Origin of the sequence: Heyndrickxia sp. NPDC080065, from assembly GCF_050281185.1 — a bacterium.
In the GTDB taxonomy this organism is placed as follows: Bacteria; Bacillota; Bacilli; order Bacillales; family Bacillaceae_C; genus Heyndrickxia.
On record NZ_JBNNWS010000011.1, the window covers coordinates 114,776 to 135,904 of the forward strand.

Sequence of the window (21,129 nt, forward strand, 5' to 3'; positions counted from 1 at the left end):
GCTTTAAAATTCCATTTCCTTCTTTGTAAAAAAAATTTTAATGCTGTATGCAATACCCTTTAAAAGCAGATCTTGTTCTTCACTTAGGATAACTGAATCATTATCGAAGTATAAGAATGCATCCTCATCAGCTAAATATTTTCTATCTATAGTAGATACATTGGGCAGCTCAATAGTAGATCGAATCTGATTAAAGAACATCAATAATTCTTCTTCAATTCTGGACATTTCCTTTAGTAAAGTAGTTTCAATCTGACTTTCTAACTCTGGAAAATAATAAACTAAACTTTTCATGACCTCTTGTAGTGGAATATATGATTTTATTTCTCTACCAGCAAACTTCATATCAAGAATAATTTCCCCAAATTGCCTCTCGATAATTTGCGGATTCCCAGCAATTTTATCAAAGAGTTTTAGGTAAGAAAATTTTTCCCTTGGTAAGAAAATCCATGTTCGAGCTAACGCCTTCATAATCTCAAAAGGTGAGAATTTTGGTCCATTTTCATCGATACAAACCATTAATAATAAGTTATTCACATCACATATAACATTTAAGTAATAGATCAACAATTTTAAAGCCCCCAACTGCTTAGGGGAGGAAAAAGATTGCAACTTGTAAGAAAACCAATGTAGAAAGGTTTTTCTAGAAAAATTGGTATAAATTATCTTGAGCAGTTCCTCCGAGTCTGAGATAAGCCATTTTTCTAAGAAATGAATCTGTTCTAATTCATTATTCCGATTTGGAATTCGCAAAAGTAATTTGTCCCACTGCACTCTTACTGGCAGTTTAATTGGTAAATCCAGATACTTATCAGCCCACTCTTTCGCTTTAATACATTGAGCATAATCTATATCTCCACTTACAAGCGCACTGTTAGGGAAACGACTTTCAATTAACATAGCAATTGCTAATATGTAAATGTGGTAATCAAATCCCTGAGTTTTAGCATCAAAGACCTCTACCAATTTTTGGCGATCTTCTTCCAATAAAATTTCATTCGCTTCTTTTGATCCTTTAGAATTCTGATATTTATTAAAATCTCTATACAGCCTAAAAGTCTCCCCATATCGCTTGCTGTGTAAGTCACCCATTAATGTCCAGTAATTTTCCAGTTCAGGATTCTCAATGGCTTGAACATAGACAGGTACTTCATATCCAAAAAATTCCCTTTTTCCTATATGTGCAAAAGGAAAAGCCTTTACTAGTTCTAAACTCTCCGCATAAACACACTCCCATGTCGAAAATGAAATATTACTTGGTAAAATAGACAAACTAATATAAGTTCCTATAATTATTCTCCTTTCTTATTTGATAGAATTTAATTATTTTGTTCATCAATTTGAATTTGCTGTTAAAGCACTATTACATTTAAACATTCACGCCCTATCATTTATTTACAATCTTCGGTGAAACTAAGATACTTAACCCAAATTGCCCATTATCCCACATTTTAATCCACGGAAATGTACCTTCTGGTAGTTCAAATAATCTTTCTTCCAAAGGCTTAATAGGTTCATTTTTTACATTGCAACCGTGAATATTTGTTGCAGGATGAATTTTTACTAATCGTCTGGTGTCATTAAAATATACTAATTTCATTAACTCTTTCTCCTTTCTTAATTATATTAATAAAGTTAATTAAGGCATCGGTTTGGTAAAAAATCCATTAGTAACGAAATGTATTCATCTACTGTTTCAAGGTAGAGACTAATTTTTTGCTTAAAGACCCCTTTTAATGAATTTTAATACATTTATTAGTCAGCGATGAATATAGCTTCCTTCAAAAAATAACTGTACTTATTAGTTGCAAAGAAGCTCGTTTTCCAATCGTCAGGAATTTCACCTACTAGTCCTTGACGTTCATTCTTTTCATGTGATAGGGAAATTGGGTGTTCTCTAAACGATTATATATAGACGAGATCCCCTTAATATCGACGTGTTCAACGTAAAGAGCATCATTAATCAATCTTCTTGAATATCACCATTAATAAATATTACTATTCATAATAAAATCAAAAAAATGTTGCCTACCAATAATATTGGATTGTAGTCTGAGATTAACTACTGTGATAGGAGGAGAGATATGTTTAGTATAGAAGACATCGGAAACAGGATACGCTTCCTTAGAAAAGAAAATAATATGACTTCAGTAGATCTTGCCCAAAAAATTCAAATATCTCAGCCATACTTATCACAAATAGAGCGTGGCAAACAAACTGTATCAGTTGATATTTTAATTAATATTTGTAATGTATTTGGAATGACATTAGAACAGTTCTTCTCTCAGAAAGACAGTTTTAGTGACGTGATAAGTCTAAATAAAGTAATGAGAGCGGCAGGTAATCTAAACAATGAGGAATTAGAGGCATTACACAATTTTCTTGAAATAATTACAAAGAATGTTGTTAAGAAAAAAAGCGATTAGTCAAATAATGATTAATCGCTAAAGATTGTCGACAAAAGTGGTTCGGAAGAAATTCACTCCAAACCACTTTTGAGATCTTCTATGAATTTCTCTCTAAAATAACAAGAGTAAGCACCTTCAAGCCCACTAAGTTAGACTATTTCTGAACCTTGTCATTTTCCAGTGGGCATCTTAGTCTGATTTATGGCAACGAAAGTAAGTATCGTTTACATCTACAATTTTTAATTCCAATTTATATTATCCAACGCATATCATGCTTTTTTTACATCTGCTAATATAGGATCGTTTCATTGTTGATTTTTTTCACATACATTTATTTCTATATACTTATATCAAGATCCACCCACTTTAGCAGGTGGTCGTTTAAGCCCTTTATTATTGTGTGTTTACGATTTAGTCTTTCTAAGTATGAATAAATATATCGATATTTACTTGTATCTTTTAAAAATAATTGAAGCTGTATTTCCTCCAAATGCAAATGAATTAGATAGAGCATATTCAAATTCTTTCTCAATAGAGTGATTTTTAACAATACCTAAGTTTTCACAAATAGAGGATTCTAAATTAATTGTTGGAGGGATAAACCCTTGATTAAGAGCAATAAGACATACAATTCCCTCAATAATGCCTGCCGTCCCCATTGTATGTCCAAATTGTGATTTTGATGAGCTAACATGCAATCTTGTGAGATTTTCTCTAAATACACTTTTAATTGCCTTTATTTCCATTATATCATTTTGTATTGTTCCAGTCCCGTGAGCATTAATATATTCAATATCTGAAGCGGAAATACCTGCATTATATAAAGCATTTTTCATTGATCTTATTGCTCCCCCTCCATCTGGGTCGGGAGCAGTTTCATGATATGCATCATTACTAAATCCATATCCTACTATTTCACCATATATAAGTGCATTTCTATCAAGTGCATGTTCTAACTCTTCCAAAACCAAGAATGCCACCGCTTCTCCTAATGTAAGCCCTGAACGGTTTGCATCAAAAGGTCTACAAGTCGTCTTCGATACAGCTTTTAAGGATGAGAATCCACTAAATGACAATGTTGAAAAAAGATCAACTCCCCCAACTAGTACACTCTTCATTCTACTAGTACATATTTGGTTAAAAGCATACCCTATTGCATTTGTACCAGCTGCGCATGCAGTTACAAATGTAGCATGTGAACCGTTTATTTTTAAATTATTACATATGCTTTCAGCTATACGACTACTAGGTGCATTGAAAAGAAGGTGGTAGTTAGGGGTTTTTCCCTCTTTTTCTTCCTGATAGAAAATCCTTCGCAGTTCATTCGCTCCTTGAGAAGTTGCTATGGCAACACCCATATTGTTGAAGTCCATACTCTCAAAAAATCGGCTATCTTTTATTGCATCTTTTGCAATTGAGATAGAGATGCCATTGATAAAATCGACAGGATTCTCAGTTAATATTTGTTTAAAATAAAAATCATCTTCAATTAATGAAGCAATATCTATACTATATAAACAAGGATCTATCCTTTCAGATAGGGGCTTTGTTCCGCATTTTCCATGTTTTAAACCATTTATAAACTCTTCTTTATTATTCCCTATGGAGGATAAAACACTTATACCAGTTACTACCACCCGTTTCAATGTCCACACACCTCAATATATTATTTTAAATTACTATTTTACGAGCATATTATTTTTACCCAAAATGTAACTGCATATATTTTCTATAGTAGTCATAGTACTCAAATCTTCATCCGTAATATCAATATTAAATTCTTCCTGCAATACTAATTGAATTTCAATCATATCTAAAGAATCAAGTCCAATACTATCTTTCAACGACTCATTACTCGGAATTTCTTCGAGATTATTATTTAATTTTAATGTATCAATAATTATTTTTTTTACCATAATTTCTAAATCTTTTTCACTAAACATTAGAAATCCTCCTTCAAACTAAGAAACATATGATTTTAATAGGAAAAGAATTATATTTCCACTAAATTCCACATTACAAGCTATAGCGTAACTCCTACAATTTTTTTCAATTGTGTTGGAAAGCATCTCACATGCTATAGAACAGTATATAGAATGAGCTGCTCCAAATGTTTCCCCTATAATTCTTTGAGGATAGTAAATTTTGGTACTATTAACTTCCTTTTCAAATATTATATTAAGTACTTCATTTATTTCTAAATTATTTTCATCCATATATCCTTCACCATATATAACTACCGATGGAGGATAATTGATATTATTCTTTTTTAAAAGGTCTTTTATCATTTCGACGATAAATAATTTACGTTCATCTACAGTCTTAATATTAGAATAAAATTTTATTTTATAGTCCAAAATTTCTGCATAAATATACGTATCCCTCTTTATTGCACTATTCTCAGATTCAATTAATAGTGTTCCGGCCCCTTCTCCAGCATATTTACATTTCTCAACTTTATTAATTGCAAAAATCAAATCTTCATTTATTTCCTCTACACCAGAAACAATCAATTGATCGGTAAACTTACTTTGAATCAGGTCAAACCCATATGCAACAGATGAATTACCCGTTAATGTAGTTGATGGACCTTTCAATTGATATAATATAGATATTTTACCCTGAGCATAATTCTGAACAATTTTCGAAAAAAGTCGTGGACTAATATAATTTGGGCCCTTGTATTCTAATGTTTGGATATAATCATTTACTGATGACCATGAAGCAAATTCCGTGTTTAAAATAAATCCTGTATATTCGTCATAAACATTTTCGGATAATATCTGGTCAACAGTAGCTATAACCATTGCAGTAAATCGATCGATTTTTCTAATTTCATTCAACGGAATCTTTTCCTTAAAATAATCATCTTTACATCTAAAAATATAACCAATTTCTTTTTCTAATTTACCAGAAGGAAAATTATTAGTGTCAAGCCGACAATTATCTAAACTATTTATTATGCTATTTATACCCATGCCCAAATTTGTAAGAGTGTTTATCCCAGTAACAACTACTTTTTCGCGCATAAATATTTACTCCTTAAAATTTTTCTAATATTATTAAAAATACACATTATGTGATAATAACTTCTATATAACTAGTTGAAGTGTCCATATTAAAGTTATTAACGGCTTTTACTTCTAATAAATTTTCCCCTTTACTTAGTAACCAATCGAATGAATCTGAAGAAGCAACCCAATCTGATTTATTACATCTTATAAAAAACTGTTTAAACCAAGGAACACAGTGCTTTAATTTTATTGATATCTTCCTAGAATTTAACTGCATAATTTGAATATCAACTAAATTACAAGAAAAATTTATTATAGATGGATCTCCAGTAAATCTATAATTCTCAAATTTATTTAAATATACTAATTGTGGTGGTTCACCATTTGTATTTACAAATTCTATTTCCTTTACATTAAGTTTACCGTCTTTATCAAACATATTTGCAGGATAGAATCTTGGATGAATAAAAAATTTCAAAAATTCTTTTTTTGCTTTAAATAGGCTATACAATTTCAGATACACTGGTGTAATTTTTATTGGAATGTTCTTTTCCGAAAGTTTAATCTCAAAATACTTATAAAGATTTAAAGGTGATTTTCTATGCCATTTCAACCCCTGTGTCTTTTTTTTACATGCAATGTCCTGTAATTCAAGAACTCCTAATGGAATTCCCCTATAAGTCCAATAAGAATTTGTTTGTGGATCAAAACAGATCCACTTATTGAACTTATTTATCCATATTTCTGTAACAAAGTGTGCTTCCCCTTCAATTGGTCCACTAGGATACGGCTGAATTAACCTCACATGTCTAGAAGGTATCCCAAATGAAGTACAAATTTGCACAAGCAATGTTGCATATTCAACACAACGAAAAGAGAAGCCTTTCTCAACCTCTGACAAGATCACAAGTGCGTTCTGATTAGATGCAGCATTCTGTGGGTCATGTTTCCAACAATTATGAACCCAGTTCATTAATTTTAAAACCTTTTCAAACTCTTCATCTCTAGAACTGATTAATTTATCAAGTGCATACTTTTCTCTAAGAATATCTAGCTTAGGATGTTTAGAATTTTCCCAGTTAAAACTGTTAATATCTCCCCTGATTCTTGACCCTTTAAACCTTGTTACTTCAATTGTTTGACTCATAATACCCTCCAAAAGGCATTTGTTATTAAAATGTCTTCATTAATTTATTGAAAACCCTTACTTCTTCCCACGACTCTAATACCCCAAGATAAATAGTACACTCCTGCTTATTTTTATTAAATTCTATAGGAATATGGAGACGTGTGCCAAAAGGAGACAATCTTGCTTTTGTAAGACAATCAGGACTCCCAGCAGTAATAATATTTTTCTCTGAATGTTTAAATGCTCCAATTACACTCGGCCCAAAAGTGCTATGGTATTCTTTACCTGCTTGACTAGTTCTTTTTATAATTCTATCTTCATTTAATATTCCTAATTCTGATTCCCAATTTTCATCATTTGGAAAGTGGATCCAATTATTTAATCTTATTTGATTAGTTAGTCCTTCTATATATATTTTTAATATAATTATTGGACTAGATTCGGTAGTTAAATATCTTTTAATTAACTTAAAGGGATACATTTTCAATTTCATAACAACTTCAATACCTTTAAATAAAATCCCATCCGGACCAATTTGTTCACAGTAGTCAACACTATCGCAAAAAGTTTCAATGGTATCAAACTTGTCGTCTAATATAGTAGAAACCCCTCCATACCAAGAATTCATTGCAAACATTCTTTTCTTGTTTGGAAAAGTAGAACATAATAAATTTACAGATTCTCCTTTCTTCATACTTATAATTGACCCTCCAAATTCAGGGCTTATCTTAAAATTTAGATATTTGTTATTAATTTGCCAAACTTCTATTCCTGACTCTATTGTTCTATTAATAGACAGATCTCCTTTAAGTGTTTTTAAAATAACGGATTCGTTTTTGGAAGTTGGTACTGGCCCAGAAACTTCAACAGATACTATATTAATACCGGTTTTATTGATATTTGATACAGATATTCTTTCCTTTCCAGGAAATCCCCACTTCGCATTTATTTTAATATCTTTAGGTAATTTTAATGTTTTGTTTGATTTAAATTTCAAATAGTATTGTTGGCTAGTTTCACGTAAATCATTAATTGTATAATTTAAATTAATTTCATCTTTTTCTGTAAATATACTTTCAGGACTAATGCTGCTATGACTCAATCCAAAGTGTTTATTATTACTAAATTCCAAAGAATTTTTATTATTATTTTGAATATCTAATTTAAATAGAATTTTATTTGTTCTTTTTTGTTTTTGAATTGGCAGTTCCAGTGCAAATTGTGGCGAAGGTTCTTGGAGGTTAAAATCAAAGTAATAATAGTTTGCATTTTTCCAAAACAAGCCTGATACAGAATTGTTATTTTCCCATTTTATCCAATTCTCAGTTAATCTATTATTATCTGCAGTTATATCCTTTGATCGAGGGAAGTCAGGAAATAAAATTGGAATTGATGTAACTCCATTATTTAATGGTAGAATCAAATTTGTCTTTGAATAATATCTCATCATAAATATAGTTTGCATTGAATTTATGTTTTCTTCACCGTCTACAACCCACTCTAAAGAAATAGATTTCTTATCTATTATTTTGATTATTTTCTTTATCGATAAGTCTCGTACCTGTGAATTTGTTTTAAATATAAGTTCATTTTCAGACTTATTTAGAGTTAACTCCCATATTTCCGAAGAAAACTCTGTTAAATGATAGCCGTTAGAACTTGCATTAAATGGATTTCCGAATTCGTCAGAATGTTGTTTAATAATTAGTTCATTTAGTTTATTATAAATTTCAACATTACCACCAATTTTATTTACATAGATAAAATAACATTCACCAACGAACTTTACTTTTTTATCCCATTCTAAAATTAAATTTCCTAAATTATCTTTATCAGCTTTAATACTTTTAGTCAAACCCTTAGTTTTCAAATTACTTGAATATGAAGATAAATGGTATATTCCCGAAATATTATTACCTAATTTTATCAACTGTTTTTGATTTCGATTTACATTTACTATTTCCCCCTCATTATTACTAACAACGATTTGATTACTTCCCGTGTTTAAAATTTCAGCGAATAAATAATTATTTTCCTCTCTCACATCAATTATTTCCCATTTACATAAAGGTGGTACAAGTCGTTTGAGTGTTATTTCTCTATCCAAAAGATTCTTCGAAATAGTGTTTGATTCCCATTCATTAAAGTCACTTTCTAAGCTCTCCTCGATCTGTTCATTGTTATTTTTTTCTTTTAAAATATACTTCGCGTAATATAGATTTTTATTATTTTCTAAAAGAATCCCTTCAAAATGATCTTTGGTTTCAAATGCCACAACGGAATGGGACATAGGATCCACCCAAACTTTTAAAAATTCCTCTTTATCTCTCCAAAAATAATAAATATTCTCCTCACCCAATGAAAAGTCTGTATCTTCCTCTTCGAAGGATAAGTCTTTTATAGGATCAAACCTATCTAATAAATTTTTTATTAATGGGGTTTTTAGAAATAATGGGTAATAATTTAATAATTGAAAACCTCCATTTTTCCATAATCGAAAACCCCATTTCCTATAATAATCGACTAGATCATCAGTAGTATAAGATTTAATAACATTGCTTGAAGATTTAAATCGTTCAAAGATCTCTTTCCATAAAATTATGTGTATCTGGGGATTACCTCTATAATCTGGATGAATTAGTGTGTTAGTTCCCAAAATTACACCTTCTTCTCCAGGAAGAAAATATGTCTCAAATAAAGCTGCAATACTAGAAGAATTAGATAAAACATACCTGTTATCAAGTGGCCAATTAATTTTGTTGTTACAAATATTTCTATTAATATTATTTTTATTTGCTGGCCACCTATATCCCAGATTATAGTTAGTTTTAACAGCGTCTATTAATTGCATCAATTGTTCACTATCATCAATGGTCGGACTTCTTAGCTTCCACTTTGATGTTCTGTTTGTTAAATCAGTAACCAGTGGTCTCACCCCTTCTTAGAAACAATATCTTCAAAAAATTCTTCAACTGAAATATTATTAATAATTTGCTCTGACACCATTTCTTTTAGTACCTTGTTTATCTCTTCTTTTATCTGATCTTCATCTTTTCCATATTTAAACGAAAGAGCTTTTGATAAATTTAAAGGATTTTTTTTCACTGCTAAGGTCATCCAGATATCCTGATAAATATTATCCAAATAATACCAGTTGGCATTGAAGGGGTTATACAATTTTACATCATTTCCTCGGTTGACCCATTTAACATTTTTTTTAATTTGCCACAAGTTGTTTCATCCTCTCTTCAGCAATTAAACATGTGTATGCTACATTGACCGCTTTTTCACTAACACTTATTGGACACGAGTAACAACTAGACACAAATTCACAAGAATTACATGGATATCTCTGCGACATGATAGCTGGATTATGAGCAAATCTAAAAAATTGTTTCCAAGAATCAGAGTTATAAATGTCTTCAAATTTATTATCATGTAAATCATTTTTTTCCCATTTCGCTATACCATTATCTTCTATAAAATTTATTACATTCCAACGGTTACATGGATACATTTTACCTCTAGCATCTACATAGCTTAAAACAGATCCTGCAGGACAATTATTTTCTTGAATAGGAAAATTCATGTTATATTTTTTATTTAAGTAGTTTAAAACCTTAGGTGCGCCTGGTACAGAAATTGTTAGGTGCGGTCTTTTACTTGCCCATGCAACAATTTTCTCTAAAACATCTATCAATTCTTTTGGATCATCGACCTCTAATTTATTTTGAGTCTCTTTAGCTCCACCTTCTATTTCAAGTGTAGTAAAAGTCATTCTTTTTAAATTTGGCATTGTGTCAAATAAATTCAATAATTTATCAATATTCTTTACGAGAGGTTTTGTTAAACATGTATTTGTATTTACTGGATTTCCTGGGAGAAGGCCTAACGGTGAATTTAAAACGTTTTGTAGTCCTCTAACTACCCCCTTAAAACTTCCTCTGCTTCTAACTAAATCATTTGTTTCTTCATCACCACCATCAATACTAAAGGTAATATCTGCTATGTAATCTGAAATTTTAGATAATCTATCTATTTGCTTCATTCCAAAATATCCACCATTAGTATTTATTCCAAATCTAATCTCCTTTTTCGCACAATATTCAAGAATATCAAAAAAATCTTTTCTAATTAATGGTTCTCCACCAAGAAAATGAATAGCTTTTACACCATTAATTGCAAAATCATCTATTATTTTTTTTATTTCTTCAAACTCAAGTTCAGGTTCCTTAAAAATTGGAGTCATTTCACCATATGTTTCTACTGCAGTACAATGTGAACAACTTAAATTACATCTCTGAGTAATATCCCATTTAACAAACAAAATAAACACCTCTTCAATTTTAGATTTTTTATGTGTTAAGAAATCTTTTTACTAGCTAAAAATATAATAAAAAGATTTCTTAACATTTTTTCAAATATGAAGTTGATTTACATTTGCTATTATAAAGTTCCGATGAGAATAAATTGAATTCTTTCAACCTGCTTTTGATTTAGATAAATAGATTCTCAACCAGTTGATTCACATTTGTTCTTATAAAGCTCTTGATTTGCTTTATTTTTACGCATATATTCTCACCCCCTTTAATAAAATAATAGATTTTATTAACCAGTTGTTTCACATTTGTTCTTATAAAGCTCTTGATTTGCTTTATTTTTACGCATATTTTCACCCCCTTTAATAAAATAATAGATTTTTTTTAATCAACTACTCTGCATACGTTTTTAAAAAGTTTAAGATCTGATTTGGATTTACGCATGCTCTCACCTCCTTATTTAAATATAAATTCTTGAGAAGTTGAATTATAAAATCAATTATTTTTTACTAGACTTTAAATTCTCTAAACTTACGCAATTAATTTTCAATTTGGTAAAATTAACACAAAAATTAGAATAGTTAATATATATTGTTGTGATTAATTTACTAAAAAAGGAATATTCTTGTCAATACATATATTTTAAATTTTTTTTATATTTCAACTTTTTCGTTGACTGTAAATTTTATATTTAATAAAATTGACCTAGACCAGTAATACAAAACTTGCTATGGATGGTGTTTTAATGTCAAATATAGTTTATGAAATTATAGACCTAGTAAAATTTATAAAACCCAATCCTTTACCAATAACTAATCATATAAATTTAAACATTTATGAAGGAGAAGTATTTGGACTACTTGGTAAAAATGGAGCAGGTAAAACTACTTTAATAAGACAGTTAGTTGGGCTTAGTAAGCCTAACTCAGGATCTATCAATCTTTTTGGAGTTGATATTGTTAAAAGCCCAGATTTCGTATCAAATTTCATCGCGCTTCAACCACAAGAAATGGGTTTACCAAGTCAAGCAACTGTAAGAAATTTAATTGAAATTACAGGTCAACTTCGAGGACTCACACATATTGATGCATCTAAATTCACAAATGATATACTAGATGAATTTAATTTAGCTAATAAACAACATACACCATTTTCAAGACTTTCAGGAGGACAAAGAAGGTTAGTTACAATAGCTACTACTTTAATTGGAGATAGACCTATAATGATTTTTGATGAGCCAACAAATGACCTTGATCCCGAAATTCGAAGAGTTGTTTGGTCAAAAATTAGAAAATACGCAGAAAGTGGTTGTACAATTATTTTGGTAACACATAATGTTCTAGAAGCTGAATCAGTTTTGGATAGAGTAGGAATTGTACATTCTGGACAAATCATAGCATTGGGAACACCTAATGAATTAAAAAATCAAATCAAAGTTCATGCTCGTTTAGAAATCATATTAAAGTCTGATTTAAATAATGAAAATAAACATTTAATTGATAGCTTTTCAAACTCTACCTTACTTTCTTCGAGACATATAAGTATAGAGGTAACTAATAGTGAAGTCGAAGACTATATCCATAAAATTCTACACGATTTTGATAAAATTGAAGATTTTCGAATAATAAAACCAAACCTTGAAGATGTTTATATTAAAATGAGTGGTGGTGAGAGAATTGAAACCAGAAGCTTCGTTAGAGGATAATACTAAACGCCTATTAATATCAAAAACTAAATCATTTGAAACATCATGGATACGGCAATATCAATTATTAATGAGGATTCAATTTTCTGACTACAAATCTAGTTTCCCATTTTTTATTTTAATAGGAATTATTTTGCCATTAGGATTTTTATGGATCCAAAGTTCTATAAATCAGGAGAAAGGTTACCACGCATCGTGGTATCTTGCTGGAAACCTAATGCTTTCAGTTGTATTAGGTAGCGCAGGATTTGTAATTGCAAGGATGGCTTGGTTGAGAATAAGAAAAGAACTTGATTACTATGGTACATTACCAATTAGAAAAATTGTATTCATTTTAAGTCTTTTTACTTTAAGCCAATGCTCCTCTCTCCCAGGATTAGCTATTACACTTATTATTGGAAAGTTACTTCTAGAAATACCGTTATATAATATTATTATAGCCGTTCCAATAACTTTGATTGCAACTTGCAGCCTTATATTTGTTGGAGCTGCACTAGGAAGTATTTCTAGAACCATGGGTGAAGTAAATTTATATAGTAATCTGTTAACTGTTTTTGTTGTTTTTTTATCTCCAGTATTTGCACCATTAAATGAATTACCATTTATTATAAAATTAACTAGTTATGTATTACCCACAGGGCAAGCAATTCTATGTTTAACTGATGCATTCTCAGGAAATTTTAATCTCCATTTTTGGTTACTTCTCATTGCACTAATTTTATGGTTAGTAATTTGTGGTTTCCTAGTCCTAAAAAAACTGGATTGGAAAAAGGATTATTAGAGGTAGAGTCAGGAAGATACATTTCCTGACTCTACATTTATATTAATGTTAAACTAGATCTAGAGTTTGTTATAAAATCGTAAACTTCCATTTCCTTAGTCAAGTACATCATAAGAATAAATTCCGTTATTGAATTCATATTATAACCAAATCAACACTGTTTAATGTCATAGAAACATCAGCTTCAACTGACCATATAGTCATCAAAAAGTACTAATACCTTTAATTCAAACAAACTATTAGAAGATCTAATGGAGAAGGGGATTGAGTAAAAAAATAAATCTTTTTATAAATTAGTTTGATGAGACTCATTTACAAAAAGTAAACTTAAATCCCAAAATACTCTTCAATTAATTCACGCTCTGATTTACTTAAATCTAAATCAAAATGTATATCCTTGTTTACTTCTCTAAATCTCTCAATACTAACATTAAAACCTTTCTCAATAGTCTTAGCAAACTTTCTTTTAGATATTTCAATTTGTGGTGGATTCACCAAATATTCTTTTAATTTTTTTGCCGTAAGTTCCCCTTTATAAATATCAAAAATAGATGAGTGAATAATTAGGTTTTTCTCTCCATTAAAATAATGTAAAGTAGGGGGATTACGATTTAACATTTTAGTAAAGGATGATTCATCTACTATATAAACCCCATTAACATAAATTGGAGAACCTACCATGTTGGTTACCAATAATATTCTTGTTAACTTATCAGGATTTAATTCAAAAGAAATACCTAAAGCTTCTTCAACAATATTTAAATTTTCTTTATAAAAATCCACAATTCTATTTAATTGTAAGGTTTCATCATATAATACTTTTAGATTTTTTGTATGTTGTCTTGTAGTATATGGTTGACTATGCGCTTTACATTCTACTAAAAATAATTCGTCTTCAATTATAAAGGCTAAATCACACTCATATTCTTCTTCACCTACTTTTTTATATATTGAATTATTTACAATTAATTTTGAATCAAGAAATGCTTTCATCCTATCTTCAAAATATGTTCCTTTAAAATTTAATTGCTCATTTTTATTCATAAAATTAGAAGTTATAGCTTGTACAGCATCAGACATTGCCACTAAACTAGGAACTAAAATTAAATTATCTCCATATTGTATTAAAGGACAATCTACTAAATCTTGAGAATTATTTTCTTTCTTAAATATAAAACCATCAATTATCTTTGTTTGCTGTTCTTTAGTTAAACCAAGTGGTTTCATTTTTGAAATCAATTGGTTTCTAGATAAAGAGAGACATACTTTATCTAAATTTAGTGCTGTAACTCTCTTTGATTTATTTCTTTCTAGAAACATTATCGCTTCATGTTGTATGATTTTATAGGCTGCTAACCAATATTTAATTTCTATCTCATTAAATTTTTCTTCTTGATCTACTGTACCTAAATATAAAAACAGAAATAGAATATCTAAATGTTTATTCGCATTTTCTAGAATTTGAAATTTCTTTAAATTTTCAATATCTTTTTTAGACATATTCTGTATAGTTGTATATTGCCAATCATTTCTTAAAGAATTAAACCTATGATTTGAAATTAGATTATTTAATTCAAATTTTTCATTAAGAGTAACAATCATTACCTCTCCCGAATCATCAATTTCTATCGATGCATCAGAATACATCCAATACTCGGTAAGATCTTTTATTTCATTCCAAATTATACTTGCAGCAACATGATTTGCAGATTTTAGTATACTATCTGGTGATAAATTTCTTTTCAAATTTGAGAATTGAAATCCTTGATAAATAAAATAATTTAATACTAACCCTGTACTCTCTATCGCTTGATCAAAAACATAGCTTTTTAAATGCATATCAGATAAGACATCTCTTTCAACTACTTTAATACTACTATTAAAGTAGTCGCCATTTAATTCTCTTAAATACAGCTCTAAAGCGATTATGTATGAATTTACAGTCCAAGGACTAGAAGAAGGATTTTCACCAAAAAATTGACTCTTCGATTCTTGAAAATCATTTATATACATATCCCAATATTTTTTTTGAATTTTGAATTCTTGTAAAATCTCTTTATCACCATCGCTAATTGTCTCTTCTAAGCTATTTAAAATATTTTCAAATTTTTTGTTGTGACTTTTAGTTCCAAAAAAATTTATAGCTGATCCAGAAGATTTGAGAATACTTATTACCGAGTTTATCCCCTTTTTAACATAACTTTCTTTTAAATATTCTATAAATTTATTTGTATCTTTTTTATATATATTTTCATGCTTATAGAAATCCATTTGTTCTATAAACTTATCTGTATATAAATTTTCCATTATATTTCCTCATCTTTCTCATATGCTTGTCCAGAAGATTTATGGCCTAGCACGACTCATTTATACTATGACCGAATTTACTTGCCTCTTTTTATAAATTTTTTCATTTAACCTCTTTGCTCTATGATATATATTTTTCTTTCCATGCTTCGTACTAATTAGTTCGATTTTATTAAAATTCAAAAATTACTTAATTGTTAAATTATCTAAAATTCTTTGATAAGTGTATAACTTATCTCGCTTTTAATCTAAGAAAAGCAATAAAGCTTTATCTTCTCTCTTCTATCCCACTTACTTCTTTATTTGGAAATTATGTAATTTCAGCTATAACATACTTTCTTTTAGTTTTTACTATCTAAAAATAATAAATTTTTCTAATCAAAAAACATCCTTTTAATGAGCAGTTCTTCATCGAGTTTTGAAAGTGCGCTCCATCTTGGCTTGCCATTGGTTTTGGCTTAAAAGAAATGGTTTAAAGGAAAAAAAGTCTTGAAGATTAGGCTTAATTACTAGCTGAAATATTTTTTGAAAAAATACTCAATTTTTTTTATTAAAAGAAATCAATTAGAACGGAATTTATTGAAGTTTCTCCAATTAATTCAATTGATTCATAATATTTATAGAACTTAATTTTTTTTAATTGCTCTATATTTGAAATACAAAAGCCTTTTCCTGGATTATCTTCATGAACAGAAAAATCTCCTTGCTTCATATTACAATTTGAACAGTGATTTAAATAATATTTAGTATTCATATGTTTTGAGTAATCTAGATAATAACTATTTTTTGAAATACTTTTTATATGTGCAGCTGCCATATAATCAAGATGATCTACATAAGAAACAAAACTAGGAATGTCAACTTTTTCCCAATACCACAATTCTTCAGTACTGCAATATTCATATTCCTCTAGAAAAATAGCATACACAAGTGTTTGTTTTTTACACTTCCAACAAGACATTTCTGTTTCCGCCAGTGAATAGCCTTTTGCTCTTATAGTAGGGAAATGCTGTATCCATCTGTCAAAGTTATTTAAATTAGTACCTTCAATTATATACCAAGTTTTATTTTTCGCATCCCATTTTGCTCCCCTTTTCTTTGCTTCATCTTTTTCAGAAAATGGCACATTTATATTAATTCGATTAATCATCTTATCACCTTTCTTGCCACCTTCACCATTATTTTTACTAGGTAAGGGTAATAAATAAGTTGTGGTATTAATTGAGATAATTATTCATTAACATCTTCAATTAATCCTTTTAGATTACCAACAGAATCTTGAATATTATTGTTTCTACAGCAACACTCTAAATAAAATGCCCCGATACAAAAATTATGCTCCCCTGAAATGTTTCGTATTATCGAGGAAAAAGCGAGATTTGTACGATTATATTGGAATGGCTGTATTCCAATTTACTGAACCGCTGAGGCTCACTGACAATAATTACACCAGTTACTTGTAAAAGAAAAAGGCATTCTCCTTACTAGCCAAAACCCCGTTGGATGAAAAATGGTTATATACTCAATCTTCTAGACCACATTCTTGGTTAATTGCACTCTTAACATGTCTATCTAATCCGGCAATTAAATCAGTCATATTTTTTTTGTTTTTTTAGAAGCTGGTATTGCTTTGTGGATGCCCAACTTGATTTCGTAAAAAAGTATAAATCTTCTCTCTTCCCCCTGTTTATGTGAGACAGTAGAATTCCGCAGCTTAACATCAGGATCTTTATTAATGATATATCTATCAACCTCAGCCTGAGAACCTTTAACTTTTGAAAGAACTGAATATTATAATACAAACTTTTCCAAAATCCCAGCCTCCTCTTTTGCCTCATAATAAAGTCTTAACAAATTCTTTATCGCTTTTTTAGAAGAGAGCTTATCACTAATTTTTTCTAAATCCGTATTAGTAACTTTTATTGGGATATTAATGGATATAGCTAAATCATTTTCCCCATCCTTAGTTCGAACATCATATTCGTAGTATTATACGAGTATTTATAAGAATGAATATCTTTATATAAAGATAATGTACGTATTAGATCGTCCATTTTCCGATCACAGGGGTCTTTTACTTCATTGATTTATTTCTTCATATAGAAAGTAATCAAAGATTTCCCATGCTCAGCTTGGTCAAAACTTATCTCAATACTTTTAATTCTCTTGTCCCTAATTGGTAAGGAAATTGTCTTTTCACCCGAAAAAGCATACTTTGAATAAGCTTTATACTAAACGAAACCACTTTCTCCTTCAGGTGGGAATGTGATTATTTTATTATTCAAGAATAACAGTTCCTCAGAGTCATTTTTAGTAGATTAAAGCAGCGCATCAACTATTATATACTTGGACTCCCACTTCTTATCCTTCATTATTTTTATACTTAATTTTAGAACTCTACAAATGGCCAACTTATCAGAATGGGTAGTCAAAATTCTACTGACCTTTTAATAAAAGCACTATTTAGCTAAATCCATGTTTTTAGAATACTTTTCAGAGTGTCATCTCCTTTGTTTACATATCAAAATACATATTTTTTAAGTATCGGATCTACTGTAAGTACCAACTCTTGGTAATCCAATTCAATTCAATTCCGTCTTCCCAAATTGTTATGTTCAGAAGAGATGTAATTCTATTGTGTAACAAATCTAAGTCCCATAATAATGACTTTTTACATCGTAATAAAACGTTAGTTCTGTTTTATGTACAAAAAAGAAAGTCCCAGTAGAGAAACTTTCTATATTAAATAAAAGATGGAATCCAATAATCCTGCCTTTGTATATTATTAAGCTAAACCCGAACATTTATTTTGAAAGGATAAATAGGGTCTTACTTACTGGAACAACTGCGCTGTTTTCTATCATTTAGAAAAAGAAAAATACCTTATTATAAGTATGTAAAGTATCTCATTAATATAGCTTTTCTAGAATAAAACTTTTAACATCTCTTGAAACTCAGGTATTAATGGATTCATACTTTTTGTTAATCGTCCTTCATCGATGTCGATTAATTCTCCAGATTCAAAAACTAGACAGTCATTATGATTGTCAAGTATGTACGATGCTAAATGTCTTTGAAAACCTATATTTTGAAGTTCAATGAGTTTTTTATCAGTCGTTCCATATTCCAAAAACTCCCCCCAGTTCTCTCCACAGTTTTGCTCCCCTAATTTATGCTTTAAAATTAGATAGTAGTTTAAGAAATAATTTTTTAACTTATATCTTAATGTATTATCTATGTCAGAAATAACTGAATTAATAATTGAGTTTAATTGGCTTCTATCAGTTTTAACAAAGGGAACATATTGACTATTTTCCCAAAATTCCCCTTCCCTTTCATGATATCTTAACAAATTAAGAATAATGACATTTAAGGGTTTCGAATTTATCCAATTATTCATTAAATAAGCAAAATAGTCTAGCCTTTTAATATTCTTAGCTAATGGATCTCTTCCTCCTGCTTCTTCTTCCCCCCAATTATAAAATTCATAAAATTTACCCAAAAAATATTTGCATATTGTATAATCAACTTTTGCTGGCAATGTAAGCTGATTTAAATCCGTACGATAATAAATGGAATTTTGATACCTATATTTAATGGTTGAAGACTGAGCTAATATTGTATCTGGAATTTTATTATATTTTTGAGCAACCTGTAAAATTTCACTTCCTCTTTTATTCTTTTTTATAAAATTTGATTTAAGTACTGATTCATCTCTCCTTACTTCATGTATAAGCGCAATATTTGCATAGTGATTCCAAATATTAATTTGCTCCTGAGATGGCTTTTTAACTGTAAACTTGTCCGAATTTAACGATCTACCTATGTTTTCAAAGAAATTTTTTTGTCCTTTTATCACAACAGGCTCAATATTTTTAATAGTTTTATTTCTTACTATTTCCAAATCTTTATCTAAATTGTCCCACCGGTTCTTTTTATCTTCTACTCTTACACAAATAATGTTCCCTGAAAATTCTTTAGCTAATCTTCCAGCTCTACCTGCTAAATTCCAAAAATCTATGTCTATAAATTTTGATAATCCTATTGCATTATTTAGAATAAAAATGTTCTTTGCTGGGAGGTTCACACCTTCTAGAAGGGTAGAAGTACAAAATACATGGTCAATAACCTTGTCAGTAAATAAAAATTCAATTCTCTCTCTAATCCTTTGTGGCAATTTGCCAAAGTGAAAGGCAACACCTTTTTGTAAACAATCTATTAGATAGTAGTCTTTATGGATATACTCTTTTATTAATAATATAAGTTCATCAAGCTTTTCATCTTTTTTTGGAGGTAAAGTTTCAGAGAACTTAATTGCATATTCGATGGTATCATTTATAGTATTGCAATAGATTAAATTTTTAGTATTTGAACCAAGATCCCGCAGCCAATCATTAAAGCTATAATTTTTTTTATTTTCCAATCCAAATGTGAATTCCTTTCCTAAATCGGAGAAATATTTTAGATTGTTGTCCACAATATCCAGAAAGAATCTATTTTGTGAAACTGGAGATTCTTTTATGCTTATTGATTCATTAGTACTTTTTTTAAATAATTGTAAAAAGACCTCTGCATTAGTAATATTAGGTGATGAAAAAAACAGTTTAACACTTTTTCTTTCTGCTTGGACAATTGCATGATAATAAAGAGGACTCCTACTATCATTTAAAGCAACTATTTTTTGGGCTTCATCAACAAATAGATAGTCTATTTTAGGATTGTTTGGTTCCGAGAGATATGAAATTAATCTTTCCGGTGTAAAAACAAAAATGTATTTGTAATCCAGTGATCCAAAGATAGACGGAATAGTGGGGTGAGATAATGTTTTATATTTTGAATTAACACCGATTTCATGTTTTAACCTATTAGTAACTTGGTTAATTAATGCCCTAGTTGGTACTAAGATTACTAGATTGTCGTTACTACTATGTTCATTTATCAAAAACTTAATAAACGCTTCAATAAGAAAGGACTTACCAAGTGATGTTGGTCCCGAAAAACTATAGTGATTATTTGCTTTCAACGACTCAAAAATTTTATATTGTGAATCTGTAAAGATATATTCACTATTCGGATCTTTCTGAAACACTTCTTTTATTGTCTTTTCAAAGACTTTATCTAGTGGATCTATTATCTTCATATCATTTCTTTCATCTAATAAACTAATTGCAGGGAAATTCCCTAGTTTGGTGAGAATTGCTCTCGAAAAATAAATTAAACTCTCATCATCTTTATAAAATTCATACAATAAACTTAGAACTTTATATGCAAGATTCTTAGATTCAGCGTCTTCCGAGTGTGACAAGATATCCGCAAACCGTAATAAATCAATATATTCTTTTTCTGATAAATTTAGGGGTTCTCCAAGTTTAAACAAGTTTAATGTATAGCTTTTTTCTGCCTTGATAAATAATTCTTCAAAATATTCGTCTTTTAATGCTTCCGTAACTAACTCTTCCATGAAAT

15 protein-coding genes are annotated in these 21,129 nt (G+C 29.4%); 3 read left to right on the forward strand and 12 right to left on the reverse strand.

The features are described 5' to 3' along the window. Positions 1 to 3: 3 nt before the first annotated feature. Both ACQKP0_RS14880 and ACQKP0_RS14885 read right to left on the reverse strand, forming a co-directional pair. Positions 4 to 1,092: a hypothetical protein gene (locus ACQKP0_RS14880; protein ID WP_427406643.1), complete on the reverse strand. Its 1,089-nt coding sequence runs from the start codon at positions 1,090 to 1,092 to the stop codon at positions 4 to 6. Between the two features lie 295 nt (positions 1,093 to 1,387). Beyond that, entirely contained in the window at positions 1,388 to 1,600 is a 213-nt protein-coding gene (locus tag ACQKP0_RS14885; RefSeq protein ID WP_427406644.1) for a hypothetical protein, read from the reverse strand. Positions 1,601 to 2,084: 484 nt separating this feature from the next. On the opposite strand from ACQKP0_RS14885, the gene ACQKP0_RS14890 reads away from it, so the two are divergent. Next, entirely contained in the window at positions 2,085 to 2,426 is a 342-nt protein-coding gene (locus ACQKP0_RS14890) for a helix-turn-helix domain-containing protein (protein WP_427406645.1), read from the forward strand. A gap of 428 nt (positions 2,427 to 2,854) precedes the next feature. On the opposite strand, the gene ACQKP0_RS14895 is transcribed toward ACQKP0_RS14890, so the two are convergent. The 7 genes from ACQKP0_RS14895 to ACQKP0_RS14925 are packed head-to-tail and all read right to left on the reverse strand — an operon-like array spanning position 2,855 to position 10,878. After that, a complete protein-coding gene (locus ACQKP0_RS14895; protein WP_427406706.1) occupies positions 2,855 to 4,045 on the reverse strand; it encodes a beta-ketoacyl-[acyl-carrier-protein] synthase family protein in 1,191 nt (396 codons plus the stop codon). Between the two features lie 42 nt (positions 4,046 to 4,087). Beyond that, entirely contained in the window at positions 4,088 to 4,351 is a 264-nt protein-coding gene (locus tag ACQKP0_RS14900; RefSeq protein WP_427406646.1) for an acyl carrier protein, read from the reverse strand. An 18-nt stretch (positions 4,352 to 4,369) separates the two neighbouring features. Beyond that, complete coding sequence (locus ACQKP0_RS14905; protein WP_427406647.1) at positions 4,370 to 5,437, reverse strand: beta-ketoacyl synthase N-terminal-like domain-containing protein; 1,068 nt, start codon at positions 5,435 to 5,437, stop codon at positions 4,370 to 4,372. 46 nt (positions 5,438 to 5,483) lie between these two features. Beyond that, complete coding sequence (locus tag ACQKP0_RS14910) at positions 5,484 to 6,569, reverse strand: transglutaminase-like domain-containing protein (RefSeq protein ID WP_427406648.1); 1,086 nt, start codon at positions 6,567 to 6,569, stop codon at positions 5,484 to 5,486. A 25-nt stretch (positions 6,570 to 6,594) separates the two neighbouring features. Beyond that, positions 6,595 to 9,486, reverse strand: coding sequence for a hypothetical protein (locus tag ACQKP0_RS14915; protein ID WP_427406649.1), 2,892 nt, complete (start codon positions 9,484 to 9,486; stop codon positions 6,595 to 6,597). Beyond that, the gene (locus tag ACQKP0_RS14920; protein WP_427406650.1) at positions 9,483 to 9,782 is read right to left on the reverse strand and encodes a hypothetical protein; all 300 of its coding nucleotides are present in this window, start codon (positions 9,780 to 9,782) and stop codon (positions 9,483 to 9,485) included. The genes ACQKP0_RS14915 and ACQKP0_RS14920 overlap by 4 nt, the downstream gene beginning before the upstream one ends. Then, positions 9,769 to 10,878, reverse strand: coding sequence for a radical SAM/SPASM domain-containing protein (locus ACQKP0_RS14925; protein WP_427406651.1), 1,110 nt, complete (start codon positions 10,876 to 10,878; stop codon positions 9,769 to 9,771). Before ACQKP0_RS14925 ends, ACQKP0_RS14920 begins: the two co-directional genes overlap by 14 nt. A 737-nt stretch (positions 10,879 to 11,615) precedes the next feature. Here ACQKP0_RS14925 and ACQKP0_RS14930 point away from each other — a divergent pair. Next, positions 11,616 to 12,575: an ABC transporter ATP-binding protein gene (locus tag ACQKP0_RS14930; RefSeq protein ID WP_427406652.1), complete on the forward strand. Its 960-nt coding sequence runs from the start codon at positions 11,616 to 11,618 to the stop codon at positions 12,573 to 12,575. Then, entirely contained in the window at positions 12,547 to 13,356 is an 810-nt protein-coding gene (locus ACQKP0_RS14935; protein WP_427406653.1) for an ABC transporter permease, read from the forward strand. The genes ACQKP0_RS14930 and ACQKP0_RS14935 overlap by 29 nt, the downstream gene beginning before the upstream one ends. Before the next feature lie 327 nt (positions 13,357 to 13,683). On the opposite strand, the gene ACQKP0_RS14940 is transcribed toward ACQKP0_RS14935, so the two are convergent. The 3 genes from ACQKP0_RS14940 to ACQKP0_RS14950 form a co-directional block, all read right to left on the reverse strand. Further along, positions 13,684 to 15,663 (reverse strand): hypothetical protein, encoded by a 1,980-nt coding sequence (locus ACQKP0_RS14940; protein WP_427406654.1) that lies wholly within the window; start codon positions 15,661 to 15,663, stop codon positions 13,684 to 13,686. Positions 15,664 to 16,213: 550 nt separating this feature from the next. Then, positions 16,214 to 16,813, reverse strand: a complete 600-nt coding sequence (locus tag ACQKP0_RS14945) for a DUF5710 domain-containing protein (RefSeq protein WP_427406655.1) — start codon at positions 16,811 to 16,813, stop codon at positions 16,214 to 16,216. 1,773 nt (positions 16,814 to 18,586) lie between these two features. Next, on the reverse strand, positions 18,587 to 21,124 hold the full coding sequence (locus tag ACQKP0_RS14950; protein WP_427406707.1) for a DEAD/DEAH box helicase: 2,538 nt from the start codon (positions 21,122 to 21,124) through the stop codon (positions 18,587 to 18,589). Positions 21,125 to 21,129 lie beyond the last annotated feature (5 nt).